The sequence below is a fragment of the Samsonia erythrinae genome, assembly GCF_004342665.1.
GTDB lineage: Bacteria > Pseudomonadota > Gammaproteobacteria > Enterobacterales > Enterobacteriaceae > Samsonia > Samsonia erythrinae.
Genome location: NZ_SMBY01000001.1, coordinates 169,869 through 185,611 on the forward strand (window position 1 = coordinate 169,869; position 15,743 = coordinate 185,611).

The window sequence follows — 15,743 nt, forward strand, 5'->3', positions numbered from 1 at the left end:
ATTTTTGTATTTTTATTCTTTTATGGGGAAAAACGCAAGGGCAAGTATGAGTCAGGATCGTGAGTTTCGGACTTTACGGTCAAGATAATCCGCCTGTTATAACGGCTTATTATGATTTTTGCATGACAGCTCAGGACAGATTCGTTAAAGTTTTTGGCAATTTTTACCGTTTTTTTATGTTTGCATAGTTTGTCCCGCGTATTCATAGCGCGGAAACGCAGGATAACGTATCGCAATCAGATCGGAGTGGCATGTCTCATTCGAATCATAGTCTGACTCGTCGGCGCCTGTTACAAAGCGCGGCGGCAACCTGGCTGTTAAGCGTCAGCGGTGTGGGGCTGGCTGCGACCGCAAAGGTGATTGCCGTGCGCGTCTGGCCCTCTTCTTATACCCGCGTCACACTGGAATCCGATAACTCACTGAAATATAAACAGTTTAGTCTGAGCAACCCTGAACGTATCGTGGTGGATATTGAAAATATCCATTTGAACAGCGTACTGAAGGCGATCACCAGTCAGCTTCAGCCCGATCACGATCCGCTGATTAAAGACGCGCGCATTGGCCAGTTTGATAAAAGCACGGTACGTCTGGTGCTGGAGCTAAAGCAGCAGGCGACGGCCAAGGTCTTTACGCTGAGCCCGGTGGCGAAATTCAGACACCGATTGGTGCTGGATTTGTATCCCGCCGCAGGCCGTTACGACAATGAAGAGGATCCGCTGCTGGCGCTGCTGGAGGATTACAACAAAGGCGATCTGGAACGCACGCTGCCCGCGGAAGCGCCGCAGGCGGGGAAGGCCGGGCGCGATCGCCCTTTGGTCATTATGCTCGATCCCGGTCATGGCGGTGAAGATCCCGGCGCGATAGGCAAGAATAAAACGCGGGAGAAGGATGTCGTACTGCAAATCGCCCGTCGACTGCGTAAGCTGATCGATAACGAATCCACGATGAAGGCCTACATGACGCGAAATGAAGATGTTTTCATTCCGCTGCGCGTGCGTGTCGCGAAAGCGCGTAAGCAGCGCGCCGATCTGTTCATCTCCATTCATGCGGATGCTTTCACCAACCGTTCGGCGCGCGGCTCGTCAGTTTTCGCCCTCTCGAAGAAAGGGGCAACCAGTACCGCGGCGAGGTTTCTGGCGGAAACGCAGAATGAATCGGATTTGATCGGTGGCGTCAGCATGAGCGGCGATCGTTATCTGGACCACACGATGTTCGATCTGGTGCAGACCGTGACGATCAGCGACAGCCTGAAATTTGGCAAAGAGATCCTGACGCGGCTGGGTAGAGTGAATCGTCTGCATAAGAACCGTGTCGATCAGGCCGGGTTTGCGGTGTTGAAAGCGCCGGACATTCCTTCGGTTCTGGTCGAAACGGCATTTATCAGCAATCTTGAAGAGGAGCGTAAGCTGCGCACCAGCCATTTCCAGCAGCAGATTGCCGAATCCATATTTGCGGGAATTAAAGCTTATTTCGCCAGTCAGGCTAAAGGGTAGTAGGTTTTACTGTGGTCGCGTGTGCCACGCGCGGCTGCGGAGAAAGAGGAGATGGCCCGCTGGCGCCAGCGTAGAAAGCAGGGCGTAAAAAATAAAAAAGCACCCGTTAAGGTGCTTAATTATGTCATCATCGACATTGTCGATTGGTTGCGGGGGCCGGATTTGAACCGACGACCTTCGGGTTATGAGCCCGACGAGCTACCAGGCTGCTCCACCCCGCGTCCGTATGACTTACTTCTATTTTTTTGATGGACGACTCACATCAATTGGTTGCGGGGGCCGGATTTGAACCGACGACCTTCGGGTTATGAGCCCGACGAGCTACCAGGCTGCTCCACCCCGCGTCCGTGGATGCGCACTATACTCTCCGTGAGCATTGATGCAACCTATTTCTTAAAAAAAGACGGCATTTAGTCATCAGGTGCTGAATTTACCGCCCGTTGGGTGTTTTTTTGAGCGTTATTGCGGTAAAAAACAGTAAAATCGTGCCGTGATACCGCGCTTTCTGGCATCGTGGTTTTCGCCCTGCGGATTTCTGTGCCGTCCCATTCCTTTATCGGGAGTCGTTTGTTATCGTTCAACAGTAAATTTGTTGATGTGAGAAGCGAGCGCAAAAGATGAAGGGACGGTGGGGGAAATATGTGCTGACCGGTGTGGTCATTGCCATTCTGGCGGGGTGTCAATCCAGGCCAACCGATCGCGGGCAGCAATATAAAGATGGTCATCTTAATCAGCCTCTGGAATTGGTCAACGAACCGAGCGCTAAAGGCAAACCGGTTAACGCACGGGATTTCATGACGCAGGTTGCTGAAATTCAGGCCGCGTCACCCAATTTGTATGCGAACAATCGCGCGACCTTTCAGGCGATTGAAAGCTGGATGATGTCCGGATCCGATACCCGTGAGCTGAGCCGGTTTGGCCTGAGCGCCTGGCAAATGGAAGGCGTGGACAATTTTGGCAACGTGCAGTTTACCGGTTATTACACGCCGGTGTTGCAGGCGCGCTATACCCGGCAGGGCGAGTTCCGCCACCCTCTCTATGCGATGCCGTCCAGAGGGAAAAAGAACCGCCGACTGCCGGATCGCGCCGCGATTTATTCGGGTGCGCTCGATGAGCGACTGGCTCTCGCCTGGACCAACTCGCTGGTCGATAACTTCATGATGGAAGTACAGGGCAGCGCCTATATTGATTTTGGCGATGGACGCCCTTTGACGTTCTTCGGCTACGCAGGCAAAAATGGTCACGCCTATCGCAGCATCGGTAAAGTATTGATTGACCGTGGTGAAGTGGCGCGTGAAGACATGTCCATGCAGGCAATCCGCAAATGGGCGGAGCAGCACACCGAATATGAGGTGCGTGAACTGCTGCAACAAAATCCTTCTTTCGTTTTCTTCAAACCGATGATGTCGGCTCCGGTCAAAGGGGCAAGCGCCGTGCCGCTGGTGGCCAAAGCGTCTGTGGCTTCTGACCGTTCGCTGATCCCGGCGGGCACCACGCTGCTGGCCGAAGTTCCGCTGCTGGATAATGAAGGGAAGTTCACCGGCAAATATGAAATGCGTCTGATGATTGCACTGGATGTCGGCGGCGCGATTAAAGGACAACACTTCGATATCTATCAGGGTATTGGGCCGGATGCCGGCCATGAGGCGGGTTTCTACAACCACTATGGTCGGGTCTGGGTTCTGAAAAATGCTCAGAACAGCACGCCGTTGTTTAGTCGTGCGCAAAATAAGCCGGCGACGAATGCCGATGGATCAGAATTGCTGCTGGTTAACCATCAACAGAACTAATACGTCCCTGAGGCAGCTATGACAATGAAACGTTATCCACATCTTGCGCATTGGGGCGCGTTTACCGCTGTGGTTGAAGACGGCAAGCTGATTCGATGCGAGCCGTTTGCCGACGATCCCGCCCCTTCCGCCATGCTCGATTCCATCGTGCCGCTGGTGTATTCCGATCGACGTATCCGTCGGCCTGCGATACGCCGTTCCTGGCTACAGAGACGGGAGAACAGCGACAAAAGCCTGCGCGGTCGAGAGGATTTTGTTGAGGTCGATTGGGACGTGGCGCTTGATCTGATCGCACAAGAGAATCGCCGCGTTCGCGACCGTTACGGTGCCGACGGTATTTTTGCCGGTTCCTACGGTTGGTCATCTGCCGGACGTTATCACCATGCGCGATCTCAGGTGCGTCGTTTCTACTTTTCCGGCGGCGGCGCGGTGGATCAGCAGGGAAATTACAGCTGGGGCGCGGCGCAGTTCTTCCTGCCTTACGTGATTGGCACTTTCCACCCGCTGACGGGAAAAGTAACGGAATGGCGCAGCGTGGCGGAGCACTGTGACATTTTCCTCGCGTTTGGCGGTCTGGCGCTAAAAAACGCGCAGGTGGCCTCCGGCGGCGCCGGGCACCACACGCTCAAGCCGGCGCTGGAAACGCTGGTCGCAAAAGGGATCCCGGTCATTAACATCAGCCCGATGCGTGACGATTGTCCTGAGTTTGTGAATGCTGAGTGGATCCCCATCCGCCCGAATACCGATGTCGCCTTGATGCTGGCGTTGGGCTATGAGATTCAGCGTTTGGGCGCAGAGGATAAGGATTTCCTGCAACGCTACTGCGTTGGTTATGAACAACTGAGCGACTATTTGCACGGTCGCGGTGATGGTGTGACGAAAACCCCTGAGTGGGCCAGCGATATCACGGGCATTCCTGCCGATCGTATCCGGCGTCTGGCGCAGCAGCTTATCGGCGTGCGTAGCTTTATTACCTGCTCTTATTCTGTGCAACGCGCACACCGCGGCGAACAGCCTTACTGGATGATGATTGCGCTGTCTTCCATGCTGGGGCAGGTGGGTTTACCCGGCGGTGGCTTCTCCTTCGGCCATGGCTCGATGAACAGCGTCGGCAACGAACGTATTTCAACGCCCGCACCGGCTTCACCGTCCAGCCCGAATGCGGGGCGGGCGATCCCGGTCGCGCGTATCGCCGATATGCTCTTGCATCCCGGAACGTCTTATACCTTTCAGGGCGAAACCCATACTTATCCCGATATTCATCTGATTCACTGGGCGGGCGGCAATCCGTTCCATCATCATCAGCAGTTGAACAGACTGGTGGATGGCTGGCGTAAGCCGGATACGGTGATTGTGCAGGACATTGTCTGGACGCCCGCGGCGCAGATGGCTGATATTGTGCTGCCTGTGACCACCACGCTGGAGCGTAATGATATCGGCGGTTCGTCCCGCGATCGCTTTATTTTCGCCATGCATCAGGCGATTGCGCCGCAGCATCAGGCGCGTAATGACGTGGATATCTTCAGCGAACTGGCGCAACGTTTGGGTTATGGCGATGTGTTCACGCAAAACCGCAGCGAGCAGCAGTGGCTGGAACATCTCTATGATGAATGTCGCGCAAGACAGCAGGGTGCTGCCGAGGATTGGCCGTCGTTTGAGGCGTTCTGGCAGCGAGGGTATGTGGAAATTCCGATGGGCGAGAAGCCGTTTGTGTTTTTTGAAGATTTTCGCCGCGATCCACAACAGCACGCACTGAATACGCCAAGCGGTAAAATTGAACTGTTCAGCTCGGCCATTGCCGGCTATGGCTATGCCGATTTTGCGCCTCATCCTGAGTGGCAGCCGCCCGTCGAATGGCTGGGGGCGGAAAGTACGAAAGAGTGGCCGCTGCACTTTATTTCCATTCAGCCGTCTGACCGTTTGCACAGCCAGCTCGCCGCCACGCCGCAGGTTGCCGCGAATAAGACCGCAGGAAAAGAGACGCTGTATATGCATCCGCAGGACGCTGCCGCGCGGGATATCGTCGACCGTTCACAGGTGGAAGTCAGAAATGCGCGTGGTCGTATTCTGGCTGGCGTGCAGATTACCGATGGCGTGACGCCGGGTGTGGTCATTATGTCCACCGGCGCCTGGTTTGATCCCGGTTTTGGCCAGAACACGTGGCATCCGGTTGAACAATCCGGCAATGCCAATGTGCTGACGTTGGATATCGGCACGTCTCCGCTAACACAAGGGCCGAATGCCATGAGCTGTCTGGTGGATGTGGTGCGGGTTTAGCGTTATGCTGCGCCGTTGTTATTTTTTATTGCTCTGTTTTTGAAGGTCAGTTGAATGAGTACGCAATTATCCGAAGCCTATTTGCAGCGCTTCGGCGGCACGGCGCGTTTATATGGTCAGCGGGCGCTGACGCTGTTTTCTCAGGCTCACGTTTGCGTGATTGGTATTGGCGGCGTGGGCTCCTGGGCCGCAGAGGCGCTGGCGCGGACTGGCATTGGCGCGATCACGCTGATCGATATGGATGATGTGTGCGTCAGTAATACAAACCGGCAGATCCACGCACTGCGTCAGCATACCGGGCAGGCGAAGACGGAAGTTATGGCTGAACGCATTCTGGCGATCAACCCCGAATGTCATGTCACCTGCGTGGATGATTTCATCAGTGTGGAAAACGTGGCTGAGCTGCTCAACCCGAACTTCAGCTATGTGATTGACGCTATCGACAGCGTGCGGCCAAAAGCCGCGCTGCTTTCTTATTGCCGCCGTTATAAAATCCCGGTGGTGACCACGGGCGGCGCGGGGGGACAAACCGATCCGACCCGTATTGATGTTACCGATTTGGCGAAAACCATTCAGGATCCGCTGGCTGCCAAGCTGCGTGAACGGCTAAAGCATGATTTTAACGTGGTGAAGAACAGCAAAGGAAAGCTGGGGATTGACTGCGTGTATTCCAGCGAGCCGCTGGTTTATCCGCAGCCTGATGGTTCCGTGTGCGCTTCCCGCAGTACGGCAGACGGCGTACTGCGTATGGATTGCGCTTCGGGCTTTGGCGCGGCGACGATGGTGACCGCAACCTTTGGTTTTGTCGCGGTATCACATGCGTTGAAAAAAATGATCGCGAAAATGGAAAGAGCGTCTGCGGCACCGAACTAGCGTGAGGTTCACCCCTTGCCGGCGGCTTCCTGTCCGGCAATGTGCCTGATTCTGTCAGCCAGTGCAGCCAGACCGCTTGAACGCGAGGCGCTAAGCTGGGCGCGTAACCCCAGCGTGTCAAAGAGCGCCAGCGGATCGTCCCGTAATAGCGTTTCAGCGGTCTTCCCTTCAACGGCGGTGAGCAATATCGCCAGCAATCCCTTCACGATACGCCCATCACTGTCGCCGTAAAAATGTAACGTGCCGTCTTCCTGACGCTGGTAGCCCAGCCAAACGCGATTTTCACAGCCGGAGAGTGAAATCTCTGCCGTTTTCAGCGACGCGGACAGCGCGGGCAGCGCTTTGGCCAGCACAATGAGCTGACGATAGCGATCTTCCCAAGCGTGACAGGCGGAAAATGTCGCCTGTAGGTCGGCAACGGTAATATGCCGACCAAAAGGGTGTGTGGTCTCGGTTGTCTCGATCATGATCTGTTGTGTTGGTTAATCGATAAGTAATTCAAGGGAGTATCCCAGTGCTGATATCAGCGCGGCGACGTCTTGCTCATTATTATAGGGCGAAAATGAGGCGCGCAGCGTACCGCTTACGCCAAGCGCAGCCATTAACGGCTGGGCACAGTGATGCCCCGCACGCAGCGCAATATGTTTTTCCGCGAGCAGCGTAACCAGATCGCTATGATGGACACCGGCAAAATCAAAGGACAACACGCTGGAGCCTGGACTACGAAAGCTGCGGAAACCGGGAAACTGCGCCAGTTGCGTTTCGGCCAACTGCGCCAACTGCTGGCTGTGCCGCTCGGCGGCGCGCCAGTCTAGTTGCGCTAACCACTCTAACGCGGCGGACAAGCCGAGAACACCGGCAATATGTGGTGTGCCGGCCTCAAATCGCTGCGGGATAGCCTGCGGAAAAAAGCCGTCAAAAGAGACCTGCGTCATCATTTTTCCGCCGCCCTGCCACGGCGCCATGCTCTCTAGTAAGGTTGTTTTACCGTACAGCACGCCAATCCCGGTCGGCGCATAAAGCTTGTGACCGGAAAATGCATAGAAGTCGATATCCAACGCCTCGACATCCGGCGGACAGTGGACGATGCCCTGCGCACCGTCAACCATCACAACAGCGCCATTGGCGTGTGCCAGCGCAATGGCCGACGCCAGCTCAGGCATTGCGCCCGTCACGTTTGACATCTGCCCCAGCGCCAGCAGGCGGGTTTGAGGCGTGATTAGCGTAGCTAATTGCGCAATATCCGGTAAAAAATCAGCGCCTATTGGCCATTTTACGATGTTCGCGCCGGTTTGCTGAGCGACCATCAGCCACGGAATCAGGTTGGCGTGGTGTTCCGCCTCGCTGACGATAATCTCATCGCCCGGCTGAAGACGGGGCCGGGCGTAGCTTTGCGCGACCAGATTGATCGCTTCTGTCGTTCCTTTCGTCCAGACGATAGCGCGGGGATCTTTGGCATGGAGCAGAGCGGCAACCTGCTCTCTCGTGCCTTCAAACCGTTGGGTCAATGCCTGTGCTCCGCGATGCTGGCTGCGGTGTACCGTGCCGCTTTCACTGCGATAGAACCGTTGTACCGCATCAATGACGACCTGGGGTTTCAGTGCGGTTGCGGCGCTATCAAGATACACCGTCGGATGCTGAAGTGCGGGGAATTGCTGGCGAAAGGTCGCAGGAGTAAACGGCGTCATAGGTATCCTCTTTTGGAGGGCAGATCCTGTCCCATTTTGCTCGGTGAGACAAGTTTAGGACTATACTTAGTATGATTTTATGGAAAAAAAACCAACTCTTGCTAAGCTTTAAAGTGTTAAATTTCAGGGTTTCCTGATGCATAAGGTTAATTGGAAGAAACATAAATTTGATGAGGGCTAATTATGAAGAATAAAATCTCTATTTTTGCCGCTGTCGTAATGGCATTTTCTCTGGCCGCCTGTTCTAGCAACTATGTTTTACATACCAATGACGGACGTACCATTATTTCTGACGGCAAACCCAAAGTGGATAATGATACCGGTATGATCAGCTATACCGATGCCTATGGTCAGAAGCAGCAAATTAGCCGTGATAATGTTAGGGAAATGGTGGAAGCGAAGTAATTATGCTGCAACGTTAATCCCGATAAAAACGCCAGCGCCAGAGACGCTGGCGTTTTTGTTTTATCGTAAGCAAAAAAAAGCACCGCTATTGCGGTGCCATATAAAAAATCACTTTAAACAGACAGGGTAAATGTACAGGAAGTGAATAAGGTAGACTTGCTACCATAATCTGCAAAAGACAGACAAACAAATAGCAAACACAACATCACAACCACAAGCCAAAAGCACTTCAGGTTACCCCTCTGCACTTTTCGTTCCGGCTCAGGAAGTTGCGCTAATATAGGTATTTGCTGGTACATCCTCAACGGACAATTTATAATGTCTCGGATAAAAAAAACTAATGGATGTACCCGTTGTCATGTGTTGCAGATAGGCCGACCGTCGTCGATGACATTAATTGCTTAGGCAGCTAATTGACTGGTGTGTTTCCCGCGATCCTCGTTCTGCATCTTTAGATTTATCGGGTATTAATGTGTTCGATCACTCGCTGGTTCAGCGCAAATAAAAAGATTTCGTTCATGTCAAAACGTTTACCTCCGCTGAATGCATTACGCGTTTTTGATGCGGCGGCTCGCCACTTGAGTTTTACCAAAGCGGCGGAAGAATTGTTTGTTACTCAGGCTGCCGTCAGCCATCAGATTAAGTCACTGGAGGATTTTCTGGGGCTGAAGCTATTTCGTCGCCGTAATCGCTCTTTGCTGCTGACGGAAGAGGGACAAAGCTATTATCTTGATATAAAGGAAATTTTTTCGTCTATCAATGAGGCGACGAGAAAGCTTCAGTCGCGCAGCGCGAAAGGGGCCTTAACCGTCAGCCTGTTACCCAGTTTCGCCATTCACTGGCTGGTGCCACGGTTGTCGAGTTTTAATACCGACTATCCGGGCATTGATGTTCGTATTCAGGCCGTGGATCGTGAAGAGGATCGTTTGGCGGACGATGTCGACGTCGCGATTTTTTACGGTCGCGGAAACTGGCCGGGATTGCGGGTAGAGAAACTGTATGCGGAATATCTGCTTCCGGTTTGTTCTCCTTTGCTCCTGACCGGCGAACATCCGTTGAAAACGCCGAACGATTTGGCTGCTCATACGCTGTTGCACGATGCTTCTCGGCGTGACTGGCTGTCCTATACGCGCCAGCTTGGCGTGCAAATTAATGTGCAGCAAGGGCCGATTTTCAGCCACAGCGCCATGGTGTTGCAGGCCGCGATTCACGGGCAGGGCGTCGCGCTGGCGAACAATGTGATGGCGCAAACGGAGATCGAGGCCGGACGGCTGGTCTGTCCGTTTAACGATGTGCTGGTTAGCCGGAATGCTTTTTATCTGGTATGTCATGACAGTCAGGCAGAACTGGGTAAAATAGCCGCCTTTCGCCATTGGATTCTGGCGCGAGCAGCCAGTGAACAGGAAAAATTTCGTTTTCGCTATGATAACGGTACGCGCTGAAGCCGCACCGTTGTTTATGGTATCTCGCTCGACCGAATAACTTATGTAGGTAACCACGATGAATAGTCGTTTTATGCTGGTGTTTGCTGCTATCAGCGGTTTCGTTTTTGTCGCGCTGGGGGCGTTTGGCTCCCACGTTCTTAGCAAGACGCTGGGTGCGAAGGAGCTTGGCTGGTTGCATACCGGCCTTGAGTATCAGGCATTTCACACGCTGGCGATTCTGGTGTTGGCGGTCGCCATGCAGCAGCGTACCAATTTGTGGTTTTACTGGAGTAGCATTTTTCTGGCGTTAGGTACGGTACTCTTCAGCGGAAGTTTGTACTGTCTGGCGCTTTCCCATCTTAAGCTTTGGGTTTATGTGACGCCGATTGGCGGCACCTGTTTTCTGGTGGGATGGATATTAATCGTGATTGGCGCACTGCGTCTGAAGAGAAAGGCTGAACGCCATGAATAAAGTCATTTTGTATTGTCGCCCAGGGTTTGAGAAAGAGTGTGCGGCGGAAATCACCGAAAAAGCGACACAGTACGAGGCCTATGGCTTTGCTCGGGTAAAAGAGAACAGTGGTTACGTCGTATTTGAGTGCTATCAGCATGATGATGCTGAACGACTGGTGAAGACGCTACCGTTTCACGAGCTGATTTTTGCCCGCCAGATGTTCGTTAGTGGCGAACTACTGCGCGATCTGCCGCCGGACGATCGTATCACGCCAATTGTCGGCATGTTGTCGGGAGCCATTGAACGGGCGGGCGCGCTGCGTGTTGAAGTTCCGGACACCAATGAAAGCAAAGAGCTGATGAAGTTCTGCCGCAAATTCACGGTGCCGCTGCGTGCCGCGTTTCGTGAACAAAACATTTTGCTGGGCTATGAAAAGGCCGATAGGCCGGTTCTGCACGTGTTATTCATTGCTCCCGGCTGTTGCTATGTCGGTTATTCTTACAGCAATAACAACTCGCCGTTTTATATGGGCATTCCACGGCTCAAGTTCCCCGCCGATGCGCCGAGCCGTTCGACTCTGAAGCTGGAAGAAGCGTTTCATGTCTTTATTCCTGCGGATGAATGGGATGAACGTCTGGGAAGCGGGATGTACGCGGTGGATTTGGGGGCGTGTCCCGGCGGCTGGACTTATCAACTGGTCAAACGCAGTATGATGGTTTATGCGGTAGATAATGGGCCAATGGCCCCCAGCCTGATGGAAACCGGACAGGTCATGCACCATCAGGCCGACGGTTTTCGTTTCGAGCCGCCGCGTAATAATGTGTACTGGTTAGTGTGCGACATGGTGGAGAAACCGGCGAAAGTCACGAGCCTGATGAGCGACTGGCTGGTAAAAGGCTGGTGCCGCGAAGCGATTTTCAACCTGAAATTGCCGATGAAAAAGCGCTACGAGGAAGTTGCGCAGAATCTGACGCGGCTGCGCGAGCGCCTGAGTGAGAATGGGATTAATGCGCAAGTGCATGCCAAGCATTTGTATCACGATCGTGAGGAGATCACCGTGCACGTTCGCCGTTTCTGGAGTGCGGTGCCTGGCCGCCGTGACGAGCGGTAACATTGTACGCGCCTGTTTTGAACCGGTCGATACGGTACAAGTCGGCATAAGTGGCCCGAGAGGCCGCTTATGCCGGTAATCTCAACTGTTGCAGATTGCCATTGAGCGTCAGGTCGGTACGCAGGGTCGCCACCTGACGGCTGATCAGCGCCATCTCTTTATGTTGTTCCAGCTTCTTACGCCACTTCTCTGGTATGGCGTCCAATTGCTGATACAGCGCCTCCAGACTCCCGGCCTGCCGTAAGAGCTGCGCCGCGCTTTTCGGGCCAATGCCGCTGACGCCGGGGATCTTGCTGCTGCTAATGCCGGCAAGCCCCCAATAGTCCGTCAGCTGCTGCGGTGCAACGCCGAACTCCTGTTCAATGAAGGGTAAATCCAGCCAGCGTTTTTGAAAGTAATCTCTGATCTGGATGGTGGGCGCCAATAGCTGGCAGTACCCTTTATCGGTTGAAACGATCGTTGCCTGATGTCCGGTCGATGACAGTTTGATCGCCAGCGTGGCGGCCAGATCGTCGGCTTCATTGCCGGGGCTATGCCAGCTCGCCACGCCAGCCGCGGCAAAAGCGGCCTTGATCTGCGGGAGTTCCTGTTTCAGGTTTTCCGGCATCGGCGCGCGCCCCGCTTTGTAATCCGGCAAGAGCTGGTGGCGCCAGCTCAGTTCGCGATCCTCATCATCAAACACGGCGACGGCATGGGTGGGGCGGCTGTGTTGTAAGAGCTGATGCAGGGCATGTTGGCATGCCGTGACACAGGGAGAGCCCTGTACCGCATGGATGCGACGTATCAGATTGAGTGCGTCGACAATCAGCAAATGGGCGGGCATAGCGTAATTCCTGAGAGTGCTATCCGTGATAAAAGAGGGAAGCTGAGCTTCCCCCGCGTAGGTATCGATAGCGCGGTCGATTATGCGCAGATTTCGTAGCAGGGAATGTAAGCACTGCCGGGGAGCTTCATGCGCTGTTGCGCGACGAAGCCCTGTAACAGAGTGTCCATGCTTTTCATTATCTGCGGATCGCCATGAATTTTGTAAGGCCCGCGCTGTTCAATGGCCTGAATGCCGACTTCTTTCACATTACCCGCGACGATGCCGGAGAACGCACGGCGCAGGGCCGCGGCAAGCTCTTCTGCCGGTTGGTTGGGGTGCAAATTGAGCGCGGCCATGTTTTCATGCGTCGGTTCGAACGGCAATTGCAAATCCGGCGCGATGCGCAGCGACCAGTTAAAACTGTAGGCGTCCCCCGAGTGACGACGGCTTTCTTTCACTTGCGGCATCGCTTTTTTCATCTGCCGGGCGACGTCTGCGGCATCATTAATGATGATCGAGTAATAGCGGCGTGCCTGACGGCCCAGCGTACCGACAATGAACTCATCCAGCACGCGAAAATAGTCTGCGCTTTCCTCTGGTCCCGTCAGGATTATCGGCAACACCTGCTCGCTGTTTTCCGGGTTCATCATGATGCCCAGCAGGTAAAGGAACTCTTCTGCCGTCCCTACGCCGCCGGGGAAAATGATGATGCCATGTCCGATGCGGACAAATGCTTCCAGACGTTTTTCGATGTCCGGCATGATAATCAGCTCATTGACCAGCGGGTTTGGCGGCTCGGCGGCGATGATGGATGGCTCGGTCATACCGATAAAACGTCCATCTTTGTAGCGCTGCTGCGCATGGCCGACCGCGGCGCCTTTCATTGGCGCTTCCATTGCGCCCGGACCGCACCCCGTGCAGATGTTGAGTTCACGCAGGCCGAGCTGGCTGCCCACCTTGCGGGCATACAGGTATTCGGTTTCATTAATCGAATGGCCGCCCCAGCACACGACCATGTTCGGTTCTTCCCCAACGTGGAGGGCTCTGGCATTGCGCAAGATGGAAAACACCAGATTGGTGATGTGGGCGGAATTTTCCAGGTTGAGGTTCTGATAGTGCCCTGCGCTGGTGATTTGGCCGTTGACAAAAAGAATGTCGCGCAGGACGGCGAACAGGTTCGCCTGCAATGCGCGGATAATGTTGCCGTCTACGAAGGCATCTTCCGGCGGGTTGACCAATTCCAGTTTGACGCCGCGTTCGCGGCGCAGCACGTTGATATCAAAATCTTCATAACGAGACAGCAGTTCTTTGCTGTTGTCTGTCTGGCTTCCGGAATTCAATACGGCAAGAGAACAGTTGCGAAACAAACGGTAGAGATCGCTGCTGGCGGTGCTTTTCAGCATGTCCACTTCCAACTGCGATAACAAATCCATCGATCCCAATGGGCTGATATGTGTAATCAATTTTGCTCCTTGAAATGCAATATAATTCGCAATGCCAAAACCGACTTGAACGCGGTTGAGGCGCTGTGGCTCTGTTTGTCTGGCATACCACCTTAGCGCGCGGCCAGTCTTTTTTCCAATGTTGGCGGTGCTCTTCGCGAGCACTTGCGCGGCATTACGCATTATTACCTTAAAGACACGCGGTTGATTGGTCGGTTACTGGCGCGGCAGGCGTCCATTTGGCGGATTAAAGGGAGAGTTACTGCGCCACGGGTTGATATCCAGCCCGCCTCGTCGGGTATAGCGAGCATATACGCTGAGTTTTTCCGGCTGATAATAGCGCGTCAGGTCATTAAAAATTCGTTCCACACACTGCTCGTGAAATTCGTTATGATGACGGAATGAAACGATGTAGCGCAGCAGCGCTTCACGGTTGATGCGCTTGCCGCGATAGTGAATTTGTACTGAACCCCAGTCGGGCTGATGGGTGATCAAACAGTTGGATTTCAGCAGGTGGCTGACCAGCGTTTCTTCAACGACAGGGGCATCCTGCACGTTGGCGGCCAGATAGTCGGCGTTGAAGTCGTAATTATCTATCTGAATGTCTTGCTCGTCGATGCACTCGCCGGCGAATGCGGCCAGAGGTTGGCTCTCAAGCTCGCTGAGTTTGAAAAGCGTGACGCTCACGTCGCCTTGTGCGCAGTGTGACAGATCCCTGGCTAACGTTGCGCGCACGCTCTCCCAACTGCCGAATGTCGTCTGGTTAAAGCTATTCAGGTACAGTTTAAAGCTTTTTGACTCTATCAGGTTGAGACTTTCTGCGTTGAGGCGCACTTCGCCGACGGCAACCTGAGGGACACCGCGGGCGTTGAGCCAGGAGAGTTCATAGAGCGTCCAGATGTCTGCGCCATGAAACGGCAGGCTGTCTGGATGAAGACCGAGCGGTTCGCGATTCAGGCTGCGCGGTACGGGTTGCAGAAGCGCGGCATTATAATGATCGTGATAGGGGGTGGGCTTCCCCAGCGTCAGGTCGCTTAAGGCCTGATGCTTGTCGTAAACGGACATGCTGATACCTTCGGTATGATAAACGTGATGATGAATAGTGTAACCTGACTAAAAGAGTGATGAAAAAAATTATGGAAAATGGGGTGGTTTCGGCATTGGCCGCGTTTACCCAGCGCTATGTGGAACACTGGCAGCAGCAGAAGGGGCATTTGCCCGCCAGTGACGCGCTGTATGGAGTGCCTTCTCCGTGCATTGTCGAAAATCGCGGAGAGGCGGTTTACTGGGCGCCGCAGCCTTTTTCTCCCTCTGCCACGCTGGATGGGGTGGCGCGCGCGCTGGAAATTGGCTTGCACCCTGATATCCACCCCTTCTATACCACACAGTATGCCGGCGATATGGCGGCGCAGTTCGATTCACTCTCCTGCCAACTGTTGCAGGTGTGGAGTGAAGAGGATTTCACCCGTATGCAGGAAAACCTGATTGGCCATTTGCTAACCCAGAAACGTCTTAAGCTCCCGCCGACGCTATTTTTAGCGACGACGGATTCTGACATGACGATGGTATCGCTCTGTAATGTTTCCGGGGAAGTGATACTGGAGGTATTCGGAACGAAAAAGCGTCAGGTTTTAGCGCCGACGCTGGCTGAATTTCTTTCTGACCTTAATCCGGTAGCCTTCTAATGATTAATCGGGTTTTACGTTTGAGCTTGTAAGAGATCTCTTACATTTGCTGTAAGAAATGTCTTCTCTTTAATATTGAAGTATGGTTTCAGTTTTAATTTTTTATTTATTATCAATTGGTTATTATAATTTTTCGTAATATTGTTTAAGATCTATTGAGAAAGGTTGTTACTTACCCCTTGCCGAACGCTGGCAATTAATACATCTTATTACCTAAAATAGTAACCGGTTACAGTGTGTGTAACGGTGACTATCGGTAACAAAATAACGTTACCTTATTCGACCTGTTTTCAGGA

General features: G+C 53.6%; 14 protein-coding genes and 2 tRNA genes. 9 read left to right on the forward strand and 7 right to left on the reverse strand.

The features are described 5' to 3' along the window. The first annotated feature begins 251 nt into the window (after positions 1 to 251). Complete coding sequence (amiC, locus tag EDC54_RS00715) at positions 252 to 1,493, forward strand: N-acetylmuramoyl-L-alanine amidase AmiC (RefSeq protein ID WP_132452280.1); 1,242 nt, start codon at positions 252 to 254, stop codon at positions 1,491 to 1,493. A gap of 144 nt (positions 1,494 to 1,637) precedes the next feature. Here amiC and EDC54_RS00720 read toward each other — a convergent pair. Continuing rightward, positions 1,638 to 1,714 (reverse strand) — tRNA-Met (locus tag EDC54_RS00720). A 46-nt stretch (positions 1,715 to 1,760) separates the two neighbouring features. After that, positions 1,761 to 1,837, reverse strand: a tRNA-Met gene (locus EDC54_RS00725). 273 nt (positions 1,838 to 2,110) lie between these two features. Between EDC54_RS00725 and mltA the strand changes: the two genes are divergently transcribed. Genes mltA through tcdA form a run of 3 tightly spaced genes read left to right on the forward strand, consistent with a single transcriptional unit; the run spans position 2,111 to position 6,433 of the window. Beyond that, on the forward strand, positions 2,111 to 3,283 hold the full coding sequence (gene mltA / locus EDC54_RS00730) for a murein transglycosylase A (protein WP_132452282.1): 1,173 nt from the start codon (positions 2,111 to 2,113) through the stop codon (positions 3,281 to 3,283). 18 nt (positions 3,284 to 3,301) lie between these two features. Then, positions 3,302 to 5,560: a molybdopterin-dependent oxidoreductase gene (locus EDC54_RS00735; protein WP_132452283.1), complete on the forward strand. Its 2,259-nt coding sequence runs from the start codon at positions 3,302 to 3,304 to the stop codon at positions 5,558 to 5,560. Positions 5,561 to 5,614: 54 nt separating this feature from the next. Further along, on the forward strand, positions 5,615 to 6,433 hold the full coding sequence (gene tcdA, locus EDC54_RS00740) for a tRNA cyclic N6-threonylcarbamoyladenosine(37) synthase TcdA (RefSeq protein WP_132452285.1): 819 nt from the start codon (positions 5,615 to 5,617) through the stop codon (positions 6,431 to 6,433). A gap of 8 nt (positions 6,434 to 6,441) precedes the next feature. Here tcdA and csdE read toward each other — a convergent pair whose 3' ends face one another. Together csdE and csdA are read right to left on the reverse strand one after the other, a co-directional pair. After that, positions 6,442 to 6,900, reverse strand: coding sequence for a cysteine desulfurase sulfur acceptor subunit CsdE (gene csdE / locus EDC54_RS00745; protein WP_132452286.1), 459 nt, complete (start codon positions 6,898 to 6,900; stop codon positions 6,442 to 6,444). Positions 6,901 to 6,915: 15 nt separating this feature from the next. Beyond that, complete coding sequence (csdA, locus tag EDC54_RS00750; RefSeq protein WP_132452288.1) at positions 6,916 to 8,121, reverse strand: cysteine desulfurase CsdA; 1,206 nt, start codon at positions 8,119 to 8,121, stop codon at positions 6,916 to 6,918. Between the two features lie 183 nt (positions 8,122 to 8,304). On the opposite strand from csdA, the gene EDC54_RS00755 reads away from it, so the two are divergent. The 4 genes from EDC54_RS00755 (at position 8,305) to rlmM (ending at position 11,515) form a co-directional block, all read left to right on the forward strand. Continuing rightward, positions 8,305 to 8,526, forward strand: a complete 222-nt coding sequence (locus EDC54_RS00755; protein ID WP_132452290.1) for a YgdI/YgdR family lipoprotein — start codon at positions 8,305 to 8,307, stop codon at positions 8,524 to 8,526. 518 nt (positions 8,527 to 9,044) lie between these two features. Beyond that, positions 9,045 to 9,968: a transcriptional regulator GcvA gene (locus tag EDC54_RS00760; RefSeq protein ID WP_132452292.1), complete on the forward strand. Its 924-nt coding sequence runs from the start codon at positions 9,045 to 9,047 to the stop codon at positions 9,966 to 9,968. A 58-nt stretch (positions 9,969 to 10,026) separates the two neighbouring features. Beyond that, on the forward strand, positions 10,027 to 10,422 hold the full coding sequence (locus EDC54_RS00765; protein WP_132452294.1) for a DUF423 domain-containing protein: 396 nt from the start codon (positions 10,027 to 10,029) through the stop codon (positions 10,420 to 10,422). Then, positions 10,415 to 11,515 carry a 23S rRNA (cytidine(2498)-2'-O)-methyltransferase RlmM gene (rlmM, locus tag EDC54_RS00770; protein ID WP_132452296.1) on the forward strand — a complete coding sequence of 367 codons (1,101 nt, stop codon included), beginning with the start codon at positions 10,415 to 10,417 and terminating at the stop codon, positions 11,513 to 11,515. The genes EDC54_RS00765 and rlmM overlap by 8 nt, the downstream gene beginning before the upstream one ends. A 67-nt stretch (positions 11,516 to 11,582) precedes the next feature. On the opposite strand, the gene xni is transcribed toward rlmM, so the two are convergent. The 3 genes from xni to queF all read right to left on the reverse strand — a co-directional run bounded on the left by xni (position 11,583) and on the right by queF (position 14,827). Continuing rightward, complete coding sequence (gene xni, locus EDC54_RS00775) at positions 11,583 to 12,338, reverse strand: flap endonuclease Xni (RefSeq protein ID WP_132452298.1); 756 nt, start codon at positions 12,336 to 12,338, stop codon at positions 11,583 to 11,585. 80 nt (positions 12,339 to 12,418) lie between these two features. Further along, entirely contained in the window at positions 12,419 to 13,783 is a 1,365-nt protein-coding gene (ppnN, locus tag EDC54_RS00780) for a nucleotide 5'-monophosphate nucleosidase PpnN (RefSeq protein WP_132452300.1), read from the reverse strand. A 195-nt stretch (positions 13,784 to 13,978) separates the two neighbouring features. After that, positions 13,979 to 14,827 carry an NADPH-dependent 7-cyano-7-deazaguanine reductase QueF gene (queF, locus tag EDC54_RS00785; protein ID WP_132452302.1) on the reverse strand — a complete coding sequence of 283 codons (849 nt, stop codon included), beginning with the start codon at positions 14,825 to 14,827 and terminating at the stop codon, positions 13,979 to 13,981. Between the two features lie 71 nt (positions 14,828 to 14,898). Here queF and syd point away from each other — a divergent pair, with 71 nt between their 5' ends. Then, entirely contained in the window at positions 14,899 to 15,447 is a 549-nt protein-coding gene (syd, locus tag EDC54_RS00790; protein ID WP_132453584.1) for a SecY-interacting protein, read from the forward strand. Positions 15,448 to 15,743: the final 296 nt, after the last annotated feature.